The sequence below is a fragment of the Paenibacillus camerounensis genome, from assembly GCF_000723885.1.
In the GTDB taxonomy this organism is placed as follows: domain Bacteria; phylum Bacillota; class Bacilli; order Paenibacillales; family Paenibacillaceae; genus Paenibacillus_AQ; species Paenibacillus_AQ camerounensis.
The window spans coordinates 1-20,436 of record NZ_CCDG010000042.1; the positions used below are offsets into that span (position 1 = coordinate 1).

A 20,436-nucleotide genomic window follows, 5' to 3' on the forward strand; every position below is an offset into this window, starting at 1 on the left:
TGAATTATGAAATTGACTCCAAAGTACACTTAATCTGATTGGACCCTAGACCCGCTGACTGAGGTTAACGTTTGGCAGGGACGCTCAATCCGCTGCTCGCCGTTTCTCCTAAAGTGAGGAAAGGAGAAATTTTGTTAACTTCATTATACACTATGGATATTTTTACCTTCATTTAAGAGGAAAGAATCATTTCTGGTAAAGGAGTTAGCGGAAGCCCGAGAGAATGTTAAATTAATGTACGCTATTCAGCAAGGTGAGCAAGAAGCATGGACTATACGAACGATTGACTATATAGAAGACTAATGACGATTCTCCACGAAAAGAGCGTTATTCATCGCTTGGGTGAATACCGCTGTGTTGCTCACCTTTTTACGCCCGGATCAGTAGTTTGAACACAGCCGCTTAATTAATGCCCCGTCCCTCTACCGCGCCCAGCGCCACCCCGGAATCCGCCACCACCGCCGCCGCGTGACTCCGTAATCTCAGTAATCTGCTCGCCATTAACCGTGACCGTGCCGCCGTTCAGCTCAGCAGTCCCGTCTGCATCAAGGGCGGAAGCGGCTTCTACATCAATAGTTCCTCCATTAATATAGAGATTACCGTTCGAGTCAAAACCATCCGTATCTCCGCTGCCCATCGTTACTTTTATCGTACCGCCGTTGACTTCAATGGACGCATTATCGTTCACTTTTGGCGTGGCGTTGATGCCGTCATCTGTCGCATATATTGTGATCTGACCGTCATTTATTACGATAGTATTGCCTTCGATACTTTTCACAGTAGTCACAACATTCAATCTGTACTCCATCCCTATCCCGGCTGCAACAAAAAAACGGACTCAGACCTGGTCTGAAATCCGTTTTTTCTGCTTGTAATATTATTCGTTGGTAAGAATTGAATGTTGTAGCAGCCGTTGAATCAGGACAGCCACTTCTGCACGCGTAACATTAGACTTAGCATCCAGTTTATTGCCGCTGCGTCCAGTAATTAGGCCGGCTCTGAAAGCAAGTGCCAGACCGTCCTTCGCCCAGCTGCCTACACTGCCTGCATCCTGGAAGCCCGCAAGCAAATCTGCTGCATCTGCAGCGCCGGTCCGCTCGGCAAGTCCTGTCAGCTTCATTGCTTTGGCGATCATAACCATTGCCTGCTCACGGGTAATTGGGTCATTCGGACGGAAGCTTCCATCCTCAAAGCCGGTAATCAAGCCGTACTCAGAGGCAGCTTCGACCGCTCCTGCATACCAGGCATCCGGTGACACATCCCCAAAAGCAGTGTTCCCTTTACCAAGCTTCAGTCCCAGACCCCGTACGATAATAGCTGCGAATTCTGCACGGGTAATATCAGCATTCGGATTAAATGTCGTTTCATTCACTCCGTTAATAACCATACGTGAACCCATATCATTAACTGCATCCTTGGCCCAGTGGTTAGCCACATCCGCAAAGGTCAGCGGATGCCAGACCACGGAATAGGAGCTGTTTGTAAGACTGCTGATCTCCGCATAATATTGTCCATCCTTCAGAATGATTCTGGTTGGGACATGACGCACTGTTCCATCCGGATCCACTACAATCCCTGTCGTGATCCGGGACGGATCAATACCGTCAGGTATAGCCACTGTACGCTTCACATATGCGTTGAACCGGCTGATTTCTACCGTCGTGCTGCCGTAGGTCCCCGTAACAATGAAGTCAAACGACGGAGCCACAAGAGTAAAGCCGCCTCTGCCTGCTGCCCCCGATATGACCTGATTCATGGAAGCCGAAGCTTCGCCGATGGTGATTGTAAGCTTAACGTCCTCCAGGCTCACCCCGGCTCCCAGCTGCCGGGCAAGTGCTTCGATATTAATCTGCTTGGCAGGCAGCGTATACGATGCAGTATTCGTCTGAAGCACCAGGGTAGCTGATACATTCTCCATATTTTTTATCATCTGACCGTCAAGCTCGCCGACAAAAACATTAGAATCCAGCAGTACCGGAATGGTAACCACTGCCCCATTGCCCTCCGCATCCAGCTTAGCCTGGAGTTTAGCCGGGTCAACGGCGATTACGGTTGTTTTTACGTTGCCTGAGGTTGTCGTTGTTGCGGTACCCGCATTCTCCTGTTTGCCGTTAACAAGGACGATTACTTCTGTTACGGTGCTAGTAGAAGCTGTGCCCCTATTGGTGCTTCCAGTGCCGCCATTCGTATTGCCTGGATCAGTGCCCGGTAGGACAGGATTTACCGGCTCCGCCGTCACAACTGCTTTCACACTGCCGTATTTCATTACTTTGCCGCCGGCATCCACTTCGGCAATACCGATTACATCCCCATTCACCGCAGGAATCAGCCCATCACTGCCTACCAGCGCGAACCCGGCAAGGAGCTCACCCAAATTCGGCACCACCGCATTCCCGGCACCAAAATTCTTATAGTAGAGCTTGTTCCCCTCAGCAGGTGCAGGCGTAACCTTAATTGCAGTCCTTCCGTCATTGGCTGTACCGGCTGGATCGCTTGCAGTCACAGTAAGACCACTGGCAGGAACGGGTGCCGTTTCTGTGAAAATAAGTGTAGTATCTGGTCCTGCCGGTACAGAACCGCTGGCAGCCACCCGCACTCTAACGGTATGCTCACCGCTCAAATCAGGCAGGTTCGTGCCGTTGTACCGCACGTAAGGCCCACCATCTACCGCAAATTCCATGCTTGTATCCAGACCGGTAATTACATTGTTCCAGTCGTCAGCCGTAACTGCTGGTGCAGACGGGATAGCTGCTCCGGAGTCGTGCACGGTAACCTGGAGGGCGATTGAAGCAAACGCCGTTGGCGATGCCTTCAGCCGGACATCATACGTCCCCGGTGTAAGCCCCGTTACCGCAGTATCTTCAACTATTGTCCAAAAGCCCCCGCTGCCCTGCTTATATTCCATATCCAGCGTAACGTTTTGAATGGAGCCATTGTTAGCGCCAATATAGGTAACATCTGTAACGGTTACTCCTGCAGGTGCAGCAGCACGGGCCGGAACCGCCAGCGGCTGCGCTGCACTGTCCGTCGTCGCCGAGCCGTCACCCTGCTTCACGATGCTCAGCGTAGTGCCCAGCCAGCTGCTGAGTATTGCCAGCTTGCCATTGGCATCTGCCGTAACGGACGTGCCGTTCACCGTGTACGTGCCGTTTGCCGTCAGGCCAGTCAGTTGCTCGGCGGTGTAGTCGATTACCGCCGCCGGGGTCGTTTCCGGCGTTGCCGTGAACGCACCGACCGTCACCTGGACCGCAGTCGACCTGAACGACGTCGGTGTCGCCTTCACCCGGACGCTGTACGTGTCCGGCTCAAGCCCCGTCACACTTGTACCTGTGACTGTCGTCCAAGCTCCGGCTATGCCCTGCTTGTACTCCAGCGCCGATGTCACGCCGGTCAATGTTCCGTCGTCACCCTCCGCTGCCGTCTCATCCGTTGCCGCCACACCTGTCGGCGCCGCCGGACGAACCGGAACTGCCAGCGGCTGCGCTGCGCTGTCCGTCGTCGCCGAGCCGTCGCCCTGCTTCACGATGCTCAGCGTAGTGCCCAGCCAGCTGCTGAGTATTGCCAGCTTGCCATTGGCATCTGCCGTAACGGACGTGCCGTTTACCGTGTACGTGCCGTTTGCCGTCAGGCCGGTCAGCTGCTCGGCGGTGTAGTCAATCACCGCCGCCGGGGTTGCTTCCGGCGTTGCCGTGAATGCACCCACCGTTGCCTGGACCGCAGCCGACGCGAACGACGTCGATGTCGCCTTCACCCGGACGCTGTACGTGTCCGGCTCAAGCCCCGTCACACTTGTACCTGTGACTGTCGTCCAAGCCCCGGCTATGCCCTGCTTGTACTCCAGCGCCGATGTCACGCCGGTCAGCGTACCGCCGTCACCCTCCGCTGCCGTCTCATCCGTTGCCGCCACACCTGCCGGCGCCGCCGGACGGGCCGGAACCGCCAGCGGCTGCGCTGCGCTGTCCGTCGTCGCCGAGCCGTCACCCTGCTTCACGATGCTCAGCGTAGTGCCCAGCCAGCTGCTGTTGATAGCCAGCTTGCCGCTGGCATCTGCTGTAACGGCCGTGCCGTTTACCGTGTACGTGCCGTTTGCCGTCAGGCCGGTCAACTGCTCGGCGGTGTAGTCAATCACCGCCGCCGGGGTTGCTTCCGGCGTTGCCGTGAATGCACCCACCGTTGCCTGCGCCGCAAGCGACGCGAACGACGTCGATGTCGCCTTCACCCGCATGCTGTACGTGTCCGGCTCAAGCCCCGTCACACTTGTACCTGTGACTGTCGTCCAAGCTCCCGCTGTACCCTGCTTGTACTCCAGCGCAGATGTCACGCCGGTCAATGTTCCGTCGTCACCCTCCACTGCCGTCTCATCCGTTGCCGCCACACCTGTCGGCGCCGCCGGACGAACCGGAACCGCCAGCGGCTGCGCTGCGCTGTCCGTCGTCCCCGAGCCGTCGCCCTGCTTCACGATGCTCAGCGTAGTGCCCAGCCAGCTGCTGTTAATCGCCAGCTTGCCATTGGCATCTGCCGTAACGGACGTGCCGTTCACCGTGTACGTGCCGTTTGCCGTCAGGCCAGTCAGCTGCTCGGCGGTGTAGTCGATTACCGCCGCCGGGGTTGCTTCCGGCGTTGCCGTGAATGCACCCACCGTTGCCTGGACCGCAGTCGACCTGAACGACGTCGAGGTCGCCTTCACCCGCACGCTGTACGTGTCCGGCTCAAGCCCCGTCACACTTGTACCTGTGACTGTCGTCCAAGCTCCCGCTGTACCCTGCTTGTACTCCAGCGCCGATGTCACGCCGGTCAGCGTACCGTCGTCACCATCCGCTGCCGTCTCATCCGTTGCCGCCACACCTGTCGGCGCCGCCGGACGAACCGGAACCGCCAGCGGCTGCGCTGCGCTGTCCGTCGTCCCCGAGCCGTCGCCCTGCTTCACGATGCTCAGCGTAGTGCCCAGCCAGCTGCTGAGTATTGCCAGCTTGCCATTGGCATCTGCCGTAACGGCCGTGCCGTTCACCGTATACGTACCGTTTGCCGTCAGGCCAGTCAACTGCTCGGCGGTGTAGTCAATCACCGCCGCCGGGGTCGTTTCCGGCGTTGCCGTGAACGCACCCACCGTTGCCTGGACCGCAGTCGACGCGAACGACGTCGAGGTCGCCTTCACCCGGACGCTGTACGTGTCCGGCTCAAGCCCCGTAACACTTGTACCTGTGACTGTCGTCCAAGCTCCAACTATACCCTGCTTGTACTCCAGCGCCGATGTCACGCCGGTCAATGTTCCGTCGTCACCCTCCACTGCCGTCTCATCCGTTGCCGCCACACCTGTCGGCGCCGCCGGACGAACCGGAACTGCCAGCGGCTGCGCTGCGCTGTCCGTCGTCGCCGAGCCGTCGCCCTGCTTCACGATGCTCAGCGTAGTGCCCAGCCAGCTGCTGTTAATCGCCAGCTTGCCGCTGGCATCCGCCGTAACGGCCGTACCGTTCACCGTGTACGTACCGTTTGCCGTCAGGCCGGTCAGCTGCTCATCGCTGTAGTCGATCACCGCTGCCGGGGTTGCTTCCGCTACTCCTCCAGGTCCACTTCCCAGCACAATCCTTGTACTGTTATTACCTGCGATATAAAATTTATTATCCGTATAGATAATCTGGTTGAGTCCGCTGCCGCTTACTCCCAGTGCCTGCTCATCATACTTGGTCCAGTTCTGAAGATCCGTAGATGAATAAGCGATATGATGGGTTCGTCCCTGAACGTCATATACTAAGCCGGCAGCAACATAATTCCCGTTACCATAAGCTATCGAACGCAGCTCAGGCCAGGCAGGATCGCTGTCCATCAGATGTTCGGTCCAGACCGAGCTGCTGCTCAAGGCTCCGGTTGTCTCCAGAACATGTGCTGTTCCTTCCGCTCCGTTCGTAGCCGTAACAATATATTGTCCATTGGCATAGGTGATATCATAAATAGCGTAATAGGAGCTGGATTGCAGATAATCATTAACAAGCGTATCCAGTGAATTCCAGCTCACCCCATTCGTAGAGAACCAGACACCTCCATAACCAAAAGCTACATATACCCCGTTTACTTGCTTTACATTATAGAAGTCAGCCCCGCTCAGAGTTGTTGCTTTGGTCCAGGAGGTTCCGTTAGCCGACTGGAGAATATCATTCGCGGTGACTGCAACAAAACCGCCGGGTCCATAGGCCAGTCCTGTGACAGGGCCGGCAACCCCGGCAGGCAAATCCGAGGTAGTCCAGGCTTGCGCATCAGCGGACACACCTATTATTTTCCCTGCTGCAACGAACAGGTTGTTTCCATACGCAATCGAGGTCAATCCCTGAGCAGGGAGCACACCATCATTGGTCTCCAGCTGATCCCAGCCGCTTGGAGAGGAAGCAATAAGACCATCCGGGAGCTCACCGCCCATATTGGGATTAACGATTCCGGAAATCGCCCATGTATTGCCGTTGTAAGCGATCCCTTTTAGATCGCCTCCGATTCTTTTCCACTTCGATAAATCAGGAGTAACAACCAGATTTTGCGAAGAGTGCGTCAGCAGAACCATTCCGGTGCCATTGGAGGCTGCTGAACGTATCGTCTGGTTAGTAACAGCAGCTGCCGGTGTCCAAGACGCTCCGCCATTTGCCGAGCTGAACATTGCCCCTTCTCTGCCATAGCGGTACAGACTTGAGCCGGCCTGCACAACGCCAAGCGACCGGTTGTAGGAAGAATCCGCGGAAAACGTAATTCCATCACTGCTGGCAAAGCCTTCATTCCAGTTATGTGACATGTGAAGCTTGCCGTCATACACAGACAAGAAGTCCAATGCATTTAATCCGCTTGCACCAGGCAAAAATTTAATCATCCAGCCTGTCCCGTTGCTTAAATAAGCATACCCGCCAAACATATTACCGGTGACAACATATTTCCCGTTAAAGTATTGAATGTCCGTCAAAAAAAAGGTAGTGCTGGTGGTTGATCCGCTGGGCCAAAAACAAGCCGTTGTACTCCACTGGCTCCAGTTTTGCCCGTCTGCGGATGAATAGATAACGCCCAAATCCTCCGAGCGGACAGTGACACTGGTGCTTTTACTCCATCTTCCGCCCACAGCATAAAATGCCCCGTTTATGTAGCGCACCTTTTGCAGAATATCAGCATCAACCGCTGCGGATCGATCTGTCCAGGTTACACCGCCGTCCGTGGAGACGATCAGTCTGGCTTTTGCGCCGGAGCTCAGATACTCCAGTCCTGCTACCACATAAGTACTTCCATTGAAGTCAATGCTTCTCCATGAAATCCCTGAAGGGGATACCGGAACATTAAGCCTGGTCCAATGAATGCCATCCGCTGATTGAGAAATCTTACCGGCTTCTCCTACTGCGGTATATTTTCCATTGGCATAGATAACGCTGTTTAATCCGCCGTCCGCATCCTCAGATACCGCCGACTCAATTGTTAGACCTCCGCCTGAAGCCTGCGCTCTGGCAACGCTTAGATTAGGGAATATTAATAAGAGTACGAGGAAAAAAAGCATAGCTTTCTTCCACAACATTCGCTTCTTCACATGCATTCTCCTATTCTCTATTAAAATACTGTCTGCCGGATAATTCTGCAGCTGCCCATCATATCCCAAGAAGGCCCCTCCTATAGTTGTTATGATTGTTTATCGACAAATCGGGTGAATAAATTACGTCTTTTGTCACATTTTTTTCAAAATATCATTTAAAAGCGACATTTCCCCTTGCCTGAGTTCCCATCGCCAAAAAACGAGCATTTTTACAAACCAAAACAGGCCTTCTCCGTCTATTAAACAGATAAGACCTGCTTGAATTTAATTCCAGTTATTTTAAAAAAATAACTCCACACTAAACCCTTATACCCGGTTAATCTAATGCCCAGTTCCTCTACCGCCACCAGCGCCGCCACCGAATCCCCCGCCGCCGCGTGACTCCGTAATCTCAGTAATCTGCTCGCCATTAACCGTGACCGTTCCGCCGTTCAGCTCAGCAGTCCCGTCCGCATCAAAGGCGGAAGTGGCTTCTACATCAATAGTTCCTCCATTAATATAGAGATTACCGTTCGAGTCAAAAGCATCCGTATCTCCGCTGCCCATCGTTACTTTGATTGTACCGCCGTTGACTTCAATGGACGCATTATCGTTCACCTTTGGCGTGGCGTTGATGCCGTCATCTGTCGCATATATTGTGATCTGACCGTCATTAATTATGATAGTATTGCCCTCGATGCCTTCCACAGCAGTCTCAATATTAAGGGTACCGCCGTCGATCTGCACAAGGTTGTTAGCCGTAATGGCATCATCCGCAGCAGTAATATTAAGCGTGCCGCCTGTAATGTAGATATTCCCAAGCGTAGTGTCCTCTTCATTTTCGCTATGCAGGGCATCCTTACCGGTATCAATGGTAATCGTTCCATCGCTAATCAGAATGGCATCGTTCGCTTCCAGTGCATCTGCAGAGGACTCTATGGTATACACGCCGCCGGTAATTTTGAGATCATCCTTGGAAGAAATGCCATTGCCTTGAGCCGACACAATGTCCAGGCTTCCGGTTCCGTTCAGCGTCACATCGGCTCTGGAGAAAATCACCGCATCCAGATTAGTCTCCCCATCCGCCGCGTAGGTTCCGGTAACCTCCATATGATTGTCGCTGTCAGTTGAGGTAACGAAGATTTTATCTGCTGCTTTTACATAAATGGCCGGTGCATCAGCATTGGTTATACTGACACCGTCAAGGACGATCTGCACCTTCGCTTCCTCAGCAGCATCGACCGTCACCGTTACATTCTCCACATCACCGCTTAAGACATATACGCCTTCCTCGCTCAGGGTGACATCCTGATTGCTTACCAGATCCATCCGGGTGGCAGCTGTCAGATCCGCCGTCTGCTCCAGATCGCGGTCAGTGAACAGTGCCGATGTATCTGTAACCGTTGTTCCCGTTGTTGCAGTGCCTTCAGCTGCTTCTCCTGTTGACGTTGTGCCGGATGACACGGTAGAAGCTGCTGTCTGCGTAGCTGCTGCTTGTGTACTTGTAACTACTGCCGCGCTATTATCCTGCGCATTAGAGCACCCTACGATAGATAGACTTAATAATGCGGCGAACGTTAGAACCTTTATGCTGATCAGACTGTTGTTTTTCATCATTGAACACTCCTTGTATAATCAGATGCAATCGTTGTTTGAATTAACATTATTGCGTTCTGGCTTATACAAAGCATAAACGATCTACCTTTAACCAAACTTAAATGGGATGAGCCGTTGTTCCCACACTTTATCAAGAAGTTCGCCCACTTCCGTAAATCTTTTGACCGGCAGCGGGCTGATCTGCTTCCCTCCGACCATAACCATAGCCTCATCGGCCAGCGCCCTGATGGTCTCCAGCCGATTCTGGGCAAGCATGATCAGATCCGCCTGCTTACCGGCATCGATGCTCCCTGTCCGATCACCGATCCCTATTGACTGCACCTTACTGCGTCCCTTTATAATAAATAGATTGTTCAGTATTAAAATAAACCCTTGCTGCAGGTTTTGTCTAACCTGGCTTGGGTTTGTTTAGTAAGATTATTATTAAAAAGCTCCTCGTCCACTTCCATAGTTCTAATTGTATGTCCAATTATAAATGTTATCGAATTCTATATTAAGCAGTTTCTTAAATATATATTCGGAGGTAAGCATCGTCAATATACTTTAGTCTTCTTTTAAACTTTCCAAAATTATATTAACTTTTTGGGCAATGTCCGAATTATGCTTCATTTTGGCATACTCACGGAATGCATCCTGTAGAAGCACACCTTTCTCTTTTTTACTAACAAATGACCATGTATTTAACAGATCGATAAAATCAATTTCAAACCTGAAGCTACTTGTCGTTTTTGATTTTGTCATTTCGCCCCTCGATTCTATGATATTTCTTTTTCTCCCTTAAAATGAATTCTACTTTTCTCTGAGAGCCTTGTGTTGTATATATCACTAAGTATATCCAAGTATTGACTAATTTGATTTCGTTGCTGCAGGTAACCACTCATGTATTCAAGCTTCTTCGTCATATTATCATGATTATACTTTACACTACTTGAAAACAACAGGAATGCCTTAATAAACTTTGTCGTCTTATAAGTTTCATGAAAATACGATGAGAAGTCTTCGAGCAAATCCATAAATTTCTGTACCTCTTCAACATTCTTTGCCTTATAGTGACCATTTTTGAACGCCGTCATCGCGTCCTGTTCATTTAATTCTCCTTTAGTTAAAGAAATCCCTAAAATTGGTTTAATTGCGTTACTTTCAATAAAATCCTTTAGTAAGATGTAGTCAAAGAATTTTTCTTCTTTTTCAGCTAAAGTAGCATAGCCGTTAAGAAAATCAATTGGCTTCCAGTTATTACTTTTTTCATTTAAACGGTGAACTTCTGATAAACCATATCCCTCACATATAATATAGTACACTGGTAGCCCTAATACTGATTGGGATTTAAAACGATGCTGTCCATCAATAATCTCATATTTCTCGTTAATAATAATGGGGGTAATTAATTGTATTTGTTGCATAGACTCGATAAGACGTTTTACATGCAACTCGTTAATTATTCTGTTTCCATCAATTGTACTAAACTTACTATAGTCTTGAGTAACGAATACTTCAGTGTATATAACATTATCATTTACATCTTGCTCCATCATTCAGAATCTCCCCTTTGTTTTAAGCGTTGTAACCGCCTTAATTCATTATTAACTGAATAGTTGTGTCTTGTTTTTGCTCCACATTGTTTACATTCAGAACGAAACTTTTTCACCGTATAATTAAAGTTGAAATCACGGAGTGCTTTTTCTTTTTTACACTTAGTGCATCTCTTAGATTGATTTAAATTAATGCTTTGCGGGATGACTTTCTCAATTTCAACATATCCAACAGCATCCATTCGCTCTTTGAGCTGCTTTTCGCGTTTACGATTACGATATTGTACAGATGTGCATATTTTACATATATTAGAGAATCCATCCTTGTTACTAAAACTTTTTGTGAAATCTGTCACCTTTTTAGTTTCTTTGCAACTTTTACATTGCTTTTCAATAATTATACCTTCAAAAATTTGTTTTTTTAGTTTCTCTTTTCGCTTTTTATCCATTTCTCCTCTACACACTTTACAATAGGTTTGTAAACCATCCAATGAGTAGCTATGTTTGCTAAACTCGCTTCTTTGTTTTTCTTCCTTACAACGGGAGCATAGCTTTTGAGCTTTTTCGTAAGTGGCGGGGTCAGCCTCTCGTCTTGCTTTAACAGCCAAATCGTACTCAAACTGTGATAATCTATCGCAATCACGACATGAATTTTTCAAACCATCCTTTGAAGATTTGTTCGTTAGAAACTCCTCTCTTAATTTTATTTTTTTACAACGATTGCATTGCTTTTCATCAACCATATTTATACACCTTCCTATTTACATAATATAGCAATTTCTTAAATATGTAAAACATTTTTACAAGATTGCAAATCTAAAGATAAAATCTTTTATTTTCACATAAATATAAATAATTCACAAAATAAAAAAAGCAAGTACACCATAAATGAGGCGTACCTGCTAAGAATTAACTTTCAACTTGAAAAGATTATTTTAATTTCTTGAATACGATAATTTTGTAAAGATCTTGATTTCACATCACTCTCACAGTTCATTTATTGAACGATAGAATACTTTTTTTTCTATTTTCGAGTCATAATTCTGGCTATATTCTTTAAATAGCTCTTCTTTCTTTTCTAAGTAAGGTTTATCCGACCGTTTTGCCTTTACAGATGCAACTTTCAAGTTATGTTGGCGGCAAACTTCTATAAAGGAATTATTCATTCTGTCATAAAAGATCTCGTACCAAGAATCAAAAAAATGATCATCGCAACGTTTGTCAAAGGAATGAAGATTTCTCAACCATTCTGCAACACTGTTGAATTGCTGATGATTATGCAATTCATATTCTTGTATACAATCAAGCAATATCCCCCAAATTGAATTTCTTTGGTCTTGGGTTCCTTTATAATTTTTATAACTAATTTCTTGAGGCCAAATTTGTAACAACTCACCTTCTGAAACTTTATTAAAAAGAAATCTAAAATGAGTTGTCATTAGTTCATCAAAGGCAATTTTTTCATTACCCTCCAAACCAAAGATATCTGAAAGCATTACCTTTCCTTTCCCAATTTCAACTTGCTTAGTAAAGGTTTGGTTATATGCATCATTAAACACGCGATACCAAGTTACATTAAATATACTCCCATCAAATCCTAGTATATAAGAGGAAAGATTCGTTCTAAGTTTCCACTTTGTCCGCGGTCCAATAATATTAAATAATTTATTAAACCCTTTAGTAGCTTCAATTATTAAATTTTTTGCAAATGCATGAATTTTATCTTTTTTCAAGAATGCTTCATGCAAATTATCGATATTAATGAAACCATCCCCTAAATGCTCTTGATCAATTATAGACATCATCAATGCAGTAACTGAAACCAAATTCATCTCTTTCATTAATATAGGATTCTTTGTAGAATTGTTGTCCTTTCCATAAAAGGGAGCAAGTCTCTTTCGCATAATTTCAACCCGTTTATTTGCTAACGTTACCGGAATACGATTTCGCTTTAAAGTACTTATGATTCTATTAGATTTGAATAGGAGGTCTAAAACCTTTCCATCAAAATCAATATATTCTCCATCTTTCTCCTCTGATAATAACCACTCCTTATTTTTTTCAATAACTTCATCACTCTGCTGATCTATGTAAGAGGCAACGACATAGGTCATTATACTTGGCTTCTGAGAATACAGTACTTCAATTTCATTTAAAAAAGTCGTTGCTGAACCTGGGCGGATAGGTTCTACAAAGAGGGCTGCCGACAAATCAGGGTAGTCAACATTAAAAATTTGTCTATACCTCTCAATTAGCATCGGCTCTTCATCTGGTTCAGCATGATCTAAACCGTAAGTATCCACTAGAAGTATACTATTAATATTTAGGGGCTTTAATTTAAAGTAGTAATCTTGGTTGATGACACTAGTAATAATTATTTTATCAATCATACTTGAAAGAGAACTTTTTTCATTTGATTCTTTTTTAATTACTGTTAGACATAACTCTAATAATTCCTTATAACTATCATCAAGCACAAATTTGAAAATAATCGGTTCATTATCATTCATATTTTTAATTTTTCCACTAAAATGTGAATATATGGATTTAACAATTATCTGGTAAGCATGGGTGTAGAATTGAGACCAAATTCTTTCTACTACATCTGATCTTGTTTCAATTATTTTGGTTTCACTATCGCTGGTTTCAGATGAGTCATTAATTGTTCTGAAATTCACTATTCTTTTTACATCAAAAAGTTTGAAATTATTATCCTCCAGCTCTTTCTCTGCTTCCATAATGACTTCACATGTTTCCTTAAATAATTCTTCCAATGTCTCGACAACTGAACCAGACAAAAAGTTGAATTCACGTATATCAAAAAAGTCTAAAGAATATATTGCAGACTCTCTCAAATCATCTTCATATTCATGAATTTGCTCTTGCATCCACTCAATGGTAAGCATTCTTTTGTTTTCTTTTTTCAAAAACGAATTAAATTTTTCCATTAATTGATCTGTTCTTTTCTGAACAAAGTTTTTCTCGTTCATAAATGAAATAGCTACTTCAATCGGCTTATCTTCATTCTTTAATAAAAAACGATATTCTGCATACGATCGAGTAGTTTGACCTGTTCCAACAGAATTGATTAATTCAGGATACTTACTAAACGAGCGTATGAAAGCTGATTTCCCAGATGCTGATCTTCCAATTACTGCCGCCTTGATCATTCTTTTTCGAGACTCACTCAATTGGCTTCCCCCTCATTTATTCATTTTTCAATACGTGCTGATCAAGTTGATTGAGAATAAAAGTAATGAATTCTTGTTTTTTAAGCTTACTCGTTTGGGCGATGTCAGGAAACTGATTTAACCATTCATCTATTTCTACTAATAACGCAGAGTATGCTAAATTTTTATTGATTAATTCTTTAATTTGATACGACAAGAAGTCCGTTGAATTTGCCCTTGATTCTATCTTTTCTAAAATCATTTGGTTTTCTTTAAAATAAAAATCACCTAATAACGAAGAATAGTCCCAGGGAACCTGGTCACTATGCTGAGAGACAACCTTTTTCCTAACTCTTTTAAAAATTGATTCGATCCTTTCTGTCCCGTACTTTTGAATAGTTTCTCCCATATAGTATGTAAATGTCCCGTGTCCATCTTTGTCTCTTTCGTGGGCAGTTTGATTGGGACCAGTAGCAAAAGCAATGAAAGCTCCTTTTGCTTTAAATATATCGTTCTCTGTAACTCCTCTATTGCGAGCTCCAATATCAAGTCTTTCTCGACAACAATCTAATAAAATTATTCCAGTAAAATCATCACTAGAAGAAAAATCATTAATTAGTGTAGTAGTATCTACAAGTGTAGAGTAGTAATCCTTATCTCCCCTCGACGGACAGTCACTGGGTACAAGAAATTGTTTTCCTCCAACTTCAACCCCATGTCCTGCGAAAAATAAAAGCCCCGTATCGTATTCAGATAAACTAAATTGAAAAGTAATAATTGCCTCTTGTAGTTGTTCTTTATTTGGGTTTAACAATAACTCAGTTTCGAAATCGCATTCTTCTAATACTTCTTTCATATACTTAGCATCATTTATAGAACAACGTAGTTTATTCCAATATATATAGTTATCTATCCCAACAATAAGTGCTAACCTGCTCAAAAATATGCAACCTCCATTTTAATCAAAGTTATTTAGTATTTGAATAGAATTACCAGTATTGTATACGCATATTTAATTTATTTTTGATACCTATAGGTCTATAATATCAATCGTAAGAAGATCATATCATTAATACCGTAAAATAATAGTTTTATTTTAACATTTTTTCTATTAAATAACCATGAATAATTACATTAAACAATCAACAACTAACAAGGATCACTGCATATGTATTTTCCATCATATTTACTTATACAAAAATATTAAAGCTTTATTCCAATACCACGCCTCGGCGTTCACTTTATCTAAATCGCACATTTATACCATTTATTCTATTCAGCCAGTATAAAATCAACGACTTGAAAATCTCAATTTTTGTCGCTCATCTCCCGCTTTTATTAAAAGGGATGCCGGATAGCACCCCTCTGTTTCTTTTATAGTACAGGTTGAATTTTCTTGGTAGGCTGCGGTCCCGCACCGTTTTTGGCCCAGTAGACAATGTAGTAAATAGTGCTGTTATAGCTAACGGACCCTGCATAGTTTACATTTTGGAAGGAGTACTCATTCGTCCAGATCTTGTATCCCGGGGAAGCGTAGTTCCAGCGCATAGGCTGGTTTCCCGCCGGTTTGTGCGTCCAGTCACTGGCTGAGGTATCACTTTTCATAAAATGATAATCATTGCTTCCCTTACGGACCGCAACCACCCGCTCGTAATAGGCCAGGGAGCCGGGCTTCGACGTAGTCTTGTATCCCCAATATCCGAGCGCATCGAGGTCACTGACTGTTAAGTCTGCTATTTCTGCAACCCCCATGCTTACCGAAAAGCTTTTGCCGGAGTGGTAGCCCGGGTCCTTAAATACTTGCTGGCCGATCGCATATCCGTAGCAGTTATAATATCTGTAATCATTCGACCAGGCCCCGATTACGGTACTATCCTGCAGCGTATAGCCGGACAGGGCAGAGAAGCTTCTTGCTGCAACGCCGGGATGACCGGTAACCTCCAATATATTGTGCGCCAATTCCACCATCTTTGTGTAGCTGTACGGGATATGTTCGGCGGTAATTGTCCCGCTCTCAATTCCTGCAACGATCTCTTTTGCCGCATTCTGTGTGAATTCATCCGCTTCCAGGCCGTCCGGTAACCGGAGCCCGTTCGCAAGCAGATTATCCAGCACCTCTTCTCCGCTTAATTGCGTCAGCTGCTCCGCGGCAACCGCACTGCCTCCGGCGTGGACTGCAGGTGCCGGTGCAACAATTGTATGTAACAGAAAGAACGCCATTACCAAAGAAAACGCTTTAGTGATTTTCTTCAAAATGTTCCCTCCTACTTATATATTCTCAGCAGACGGCCTAGTATTCCGCCAAAATCTCAGAACCTATTTCACCTCCCGGCTATAAGTATACACTGAATAGGAACACTTGTAATAGTTATCACTAATTATCTATCATTGCAAGTATATGGAATTTATCTTGTGTGTAATAACACAATCGGCTCTATCTCTGCCGCAGGCATCGGCTTATAGAAGTAGTACCCCTGGATCTCATCACACTTATTCTTGTTAAAAAACGCAAACTGCTCTTCGGTTTCAACGCCTTCGGCGATCACGCTCAGCTTCAGGTTTTTGGCCAGCTGAATGATCGTCTTCGCTATCGCCTCATCGTCGTTGCCTGTTGCAATGCCGCGCACAAACTGCATGTCAATTTTGATCCGGTCTACAGGCATGGTCTTTAATCTGCTTAAAGAGGAATACCCCGACCCAAAATCATCAATAGAAATGCTGACTCCCAGCTTCTTCAGCTCATGAAGCACCTCGACAATATAGTCTTCCCCGTCAGCGGCGGCACTTTCGGTAATCTCCAGTTCCAGGTACTCCGGCCTGAGCCCAGTCTCCCTTAGTGTCCGTTCAACGATGCTGAGCAGATTCCGGTCCTGGAACTGGACAACCGACAGGTTCACTGCCATGCGAATCCCCTGCACCCCCAACTCCTGCCACTCCTTCATCTGCCGGCATGCGGTCTCAAGCACCCATTTGCCGATAGGGAGGATCAGCCCGGTCTGCTCAGCCAGGGGAATAAAGGCAGCCGGGGAAATCATGCCCCGCTCCGGATTATTCCAGCGGATCAGCGCTTCAAGACCCACAATTTCTTTCGTCTGCACATTCACCTGCGGCTGGTAGTGTAGAATAAGCTCATTTCGCTCCAGCGCCCGGTACAGGCTGTTCGTAAGCTGTGTTTTCTCCAATATCTGCTCCTTCATGGCTGGTGAGCATAAGAGGTACTGATTTTTACCTTTTTCTTTGGCCGCGTACATCGCCAGATCGGCATTTCGGATCAGCTCCTCCGTGCTTTCCCCATCTACGGGGTAGACCGCAATTCCTGCACTGGCCGTAATAAAGAATTCCTGGCCTTTGACGATCACAGGCTTGGCAATCGCATTTATGATGCTTTCAGCCATTCTCCCAATGTCTTCTACCCGCTCTATCCCTGCCACCTTTACCAGGAACTCATCGCCGCCAAAACGCGACACCATATCCTGTTCACGCAAACAGCCCGCTATTCTGCTTGTCACCTGCTTAAGCATTTCGTCTCCGCCAAGGTGCCCTATCGTGTCATTGACGATTTTGAAAGCATCCAGATCAATAAAAAGAACACCAATATGCCTGCCTGTCTCCCCGGCGGACCGGATACTCTCTTCCAGCTGATTCTTGAACAACGTATGGTTCGGGAACCCGGTCAGCGCATCATAATACGCCATGTAGCTGATTTCCCGCTGGGCTTCTATCTTTACCAGCGCATCTGACAGCAGATTAGCAAGAATCCGCAGCAGCTCCTGATGGTTCTGCCCAAAGGCTCTTGCAGCCTTCACAGATGTAAACAGCAGCAGCCCCAGAATTCGGCCTTTGTTCCTTACCGGAACAGAGATCAGGGACTTTATCTTATGCGAACTGAATAAGGCCTGCTCTGCACCGGCTTCCAGCGGCAGCAAGTCTACGTCCGTTACCTTTAACTGGTCAGTGTGTATGAGCTCCTTCAGCCACCAGGCGAAGCCTTTGCTGTTCAACCGGGAGATGAAGGTATCCGTCGTCTGCTCCATCCCTTCCCTGGACCATTCATAGGCCTCAGGATGATTCGATAACGGAATATAGAAAGCCCGGTCTACTTGAAAGTGCTCTCCGCACAGCTCTAACAGCTCATTGATTTTTAGATCCAGATCTGATTCAGAGACCTTAACGAAGTCACCCGATATGCGGGCAACCAGCTTCTGAAACCTGATCTGGGCTTCATTATCTTCAAGACGCCGGACGTAGACCCGGTTAACAAAATAGGCCAGCCACAGGGTGATGCCCAGGATGCCGATCCTGGCCAGATAATCCGATCCATCCACCCGGACCATCGCTTCCGGCATCCTCACCCATATATAGATTTGCGTAATTAGAATAGGCACACCTATCCAAAGGATCATAAACCGTTTATTAAAAAGAACAGACAGCATTATAATAATGAACGGAGCCGACCATGCGGTAACACTTGCAGATTCCACATAGCTCAGGGCAATCAGAAGGATGGAAGCCAGCATGATGATAATGAATACGCCTTCTTTAACATTCTTTTTAACCGGTATATATTTAATGAGCGTCAATAGCAAGCCGTTGACAAAAAAGAACAGGCTGAACAACAGAATAAAACCAAACCGCGGGGCCTGCTGATTAAAAAAGTACTGCGAAGCGAAATTCAGCATTCCGCCAATTACGTAGACAAAGGACATGATTTTAATAAAACGGTCCAAGTTAACATTACTTAAAATTTTGCCCGGTTCAGCCTTTTCACTCTTTCCGAGACCCATGAGCCCATACCGCCTGATTGCATAGAACATAGCTGTTGTAGGCAGCAGTACAATGACTGGTGCCAGCTGAGGTAACTTAACAGATGCATAGGTGTTCATAATGACATCTGTTGCAGTACCCGCGATCAGAGCCATACTATGGGATAACATAAAGAGATAGCCCTGCTTCTTCTTAAGCAGGTCTTTAGATCTTCTCGCCCAGTTCCAGAGCAGCAGCAGTCCCGCTGTGGTAAAGCAAATATAGTACAGATTAAAATAAACATCCCCCCAGCCGTTGGCAGAGCTGTTCACCCAGCCTGTCGCTGTATAGATTAGGTTGTACTGCTCCTTAGCAGAATCAATATAGCCAAATACAATAACATTAAGCGCAGCCGGAAAATACAGAACCACATAAATCCATTTGTTTTTGAGAACAGCCGTTCTTTCTGTCAGAATCAGAGAAAAATGCAGAAGTATGCTATACACCGTACCGTAGCCGAGTGAAGCCAATCTGCGCCAAAGAATAGCCGTCTCATAATCGGGTGCTGAATTGGTAATTGAAAAACAAAAGGACCATATGGACAGGGAGAGACAGGCTATACAATAGAGCCGGTTTAGCTTGCTGCCTGTATTAAGGGACAGGATATACATCCCCAGAATGAAATAAATGGCGAAAGCAATAAATAAAACCAATGAATACGTATAGGATAACGTCATGATGGGGCCCCTCCATGATCTCCGCTAGATTCTGTATCTGAGAGAAACCATACATTGATACAATATACCTATATTTCGGCAAAAATGAGAGGTTCTATTAGCTATATTTCCATACAAAAGACCCCTCCATCCCCTGGAAGGGTCTTAACACCGGTACTTATTAGGATGGATCACCGGGCATTCATAAATATGCACCAAAATAATAAGCCACTGCCTCCCGGGAGTACCTGTCCTCCCCCTGCCACTCTGCCATAGCGTTGTAATCAGAGCTACCGCCTCTGCGCTTACGCGGAGTATCACCCGGCACCAGCAGTCCGGCATAACCCCAGATCTCCATCAGCACATCCCGCTCATTCTTACTGGAGGGAACTAGATCCTTCCACCGCTTCTCCAGCATCCGCGCACTATCATGGTCAGCACAAGCCTGAACGGCTTCCAGCATTCCGTTGAATATAGCAGCATCCTCGGCAGTACTCTCGTAATACTCTTCCTTAACGAATAACTCAAGGTCCAGCCAGCAGTATAAAAGCCAGTTGAGCCGTATTCCGCCCCACTTGACCCGCTCGAAATTCAGCACATTCAAATCCGCATTGTTATAATCGCGGCCCGACATTAATCCGTGAAAATTGCAATCCCCGCAGCTGCTATAATTCGGCCGTACTGCACTCCGCTGCTCATAGGTATGTATAGGCAGACGTGAGGTCAGCGCCCAGCTGGAGAGGGCACTGCGCAGATGGACTTTTCTCGTAGATAGACTGTGCAGGAACGCGGCAGCTACCCGCTCCTTGGTGATCGTCTGGTGCAGCTCATGCAGCCGCATTACGATCTCATCGTGAGTAATCGTTACAGGATCGAACATCAGCCCTTGGCTTCGGGCATACTCGAAATCCTCCCCGGCAAAAGCACCCCGGGTGCTCCTCCAGCCAGCTGATGTCCAGAAGGTGTTCATTAGAATCTTTTTTGCTTTCTTGTCCATGCTGTCACTTCCTTCAGTTTGGCTTAGCCGGCTATATACGCTTAGTTCTATACTATCTCTGTTATGACCTGCTTGCCAAATATCCGGGCCATGTTCTTTCACTCTTGCTTCCAAAAGAAATAGACCGCCA

The 20,436-nt window shown here is 46.3% G+C and carries 12 protein-coding genes; all 12 read right to left on the reverse strand.

The annotated features are described in order from the left end of the window. Nucleotides 1–406: 406 nt before the first annotated feature. A complete protein-coding gene (locus BN3772_RS16490) occupies nt 407–808 on the reverse strand; it encodes a carbohydrate-binding domain-containing protein (protein WP_086074614.1) in 402 nt (133 codons plus the stop codon). 69 nt (nt 809–877) lie between these two features. Next, nucleotides 878–7,549: an S-layer homology domain-containing protein gene (locus BN3772_RS16495; protein WP_167336680.1), complete on the reverse strand. Its 6,672-nt coding sequence runs from the start codon at nt 7,547–7,549 to the stop codon at nt 878–880. 324 nt (nt 7,550–7,873) lie between these two features. Beyond that, complete coding sequence (locus BN3772_RS16500) at nt 7,874–9,148, reverse strand: carbohydrate-binding domain-containing protein (RefSeq protein ID WP_209443662.1); 1,275 nt, start codon at nt 9,146–9,148, stop codon at nt 7,874–7,876. Between the two features lie 87 nt (nt 9,149–9,235). Next, nucleotides 9,236–9,469 carry an amidohydrolase family protein gene (locus BN3772_RS16505; RefSeq protein WP_052380546.1) on the reverse strand — a complete coding sequence of 78 codons (234 nt, stop codon included), beginning with the start codon at nt 9,467–9,469 and terminating at the stop codon, nt 9,236–9,238. Between the two features lie 222 nt (nt 9,470–9,691). Next, the gene (locus tag BN3772_RS16510) at nt 9,692–9,889 is read right to left on the reverse strand and encodes a hypothetical protein (RefSeq protein WP_042200841.1); all 198 of its coding nucleotides are present in this window, start codon (nt 9,887–9,889) and stop codon (nt 9,692–9,694) included. Nucleotides 9,890–9,903: 14 nt separating this feature from the next. Next, entirely contained in the window at nt 9,904–10,683 is a 780-nt protein-coding gene (locus tag BN3772_RS16515) for a ParB N-terminal domain-containing protein (RefSeq protein ID WP_052380547.1), read from the reverse strand. Then, nucleotides 10,680–11,423: a hypothetical protein gene (locus tag BN3772_RS16520; RefSeq protein WP_042200842.1), complete on the reverse strand. Its 744-nt coding sequence runs from the start codon at nt 11,421–11,423 to the stop codon at nt 10,680–10,682. The genes BN3772_RS16515 and BN3772_RS16520 overlap by 4 nt, the downstream gene beginning before the upstream one ends. A gap of 243 nt (nt 11,424–11,666) precedes the next feature. Continuing rightward, on the reverse strand, nt 11,667–13,871 hold the full coding sequence (locus BN3772_RS16525; protein WP_042200843.1) for a P-loop NTPase family protein: 2,205 nt from the start codon (nt 13,869–13,871) through the stop codon (nt 11,667–11,669). Nucleotides 13,872–13,887: 16 nt separating this feature from the next. After that, a complete protein-coding gene (locus tag BN3772_RS16530; RefSeq protein ID WP_042200844.1) occupies nt 13,888–14,790 on the reverse strand; it encodes a caspase family protein in 903 nt (300 codons plus the stop codon). A gap of 434 nt (nt 14,791–15,224) precedes the next feature. Next, nucleotides 15,225–16,103 (reverse strand): hypothetical protein, encoded by an 879-nt coding sequence (locus BN3772_RS16535; RefSeq protein WP_042200845.1) that lies wholly within the window; start codon nt 16,101–16,103, stop codon nt 15,225–15,227. Between the two features lie 152 nt (nt 16,104–16,255). Beyond that, the gene (locus BN3772_RS16540; protein WP_052380548.1) at nt 16,256–19,330 is read right to left on the reverse strand and encodes an EAL domain-containing protein; all 3,075 of its coding nucleotides are present in this window, start codon (nt 19,328–19,330) and stop codon (nt 16,256–16,258) included. A 181-nt stretch (nt 19,331–19,511) separates the two neighbouring features. Next, entirely contained in the window at nt 19,512–20,306 is a 795-nt protein-coding gene (locus BN3772_RS16545; RefSeq protein ID WP_042200846.1) for a hypothetical protein, read from the reverse strand. Nucleotides 20,307–20,436: the final 130 nt, after the last annotated feature.

Excerpts from the sequence above, each read along its gene's own strand:
- BN3772_RS16490 (WP_086074614.1), bottom strand. The coding sequence starts at position 808 with ATGGAGTACAGATTGAATGTTGTGACTACTGTGAAAAGTATCGAAGGC.
- BN3772_RS16500 (WP_209443662.1), bottom strand. The coding sequence starts at position 9,148 with ATGATGAAAAACAACAGTCTGATCAGCATAAAGGTTCTAACGTTCGCC.
- BN3772_RS16510 (WP_042200841.1), bottom strand. The coding sequence starts at position 9,889 with ATGACAAAATCAAAAACGACAAGTAGCTTCAGGTTTGAAATTGATTTT.
- BN3772_RS16515 (WP_052380547.1), bottom strand. The coding sequence starts at position 10,683 with ATGATGGAGCAAGATGTAAATGATAATGTTATATACACTGAAGTATTC.
- BN3772_RS16520 (WP_042200842.1), bottom strand. The coding sequence starts at position 11,423 with ATGGTTGATGAAAAGCAATGCAATCGTTGTAAAAAAATAAAATTAAGA.
- BN3772_RS16540 (WP_052380548.1), bottom strand. The coding sequence starts at position 19,330 with ATGACGTTATCCTATACGTATTCATTGGTTTTATTTATTGCTTTCGCC.
- BN3772_RS16545 (WP_042200846.1), bottom strand. The coding sequence starts at position 20,306 with ATGGACAAGAAAGCAAAAAAGATTCTAATGAACACCTTCTGGACATCA.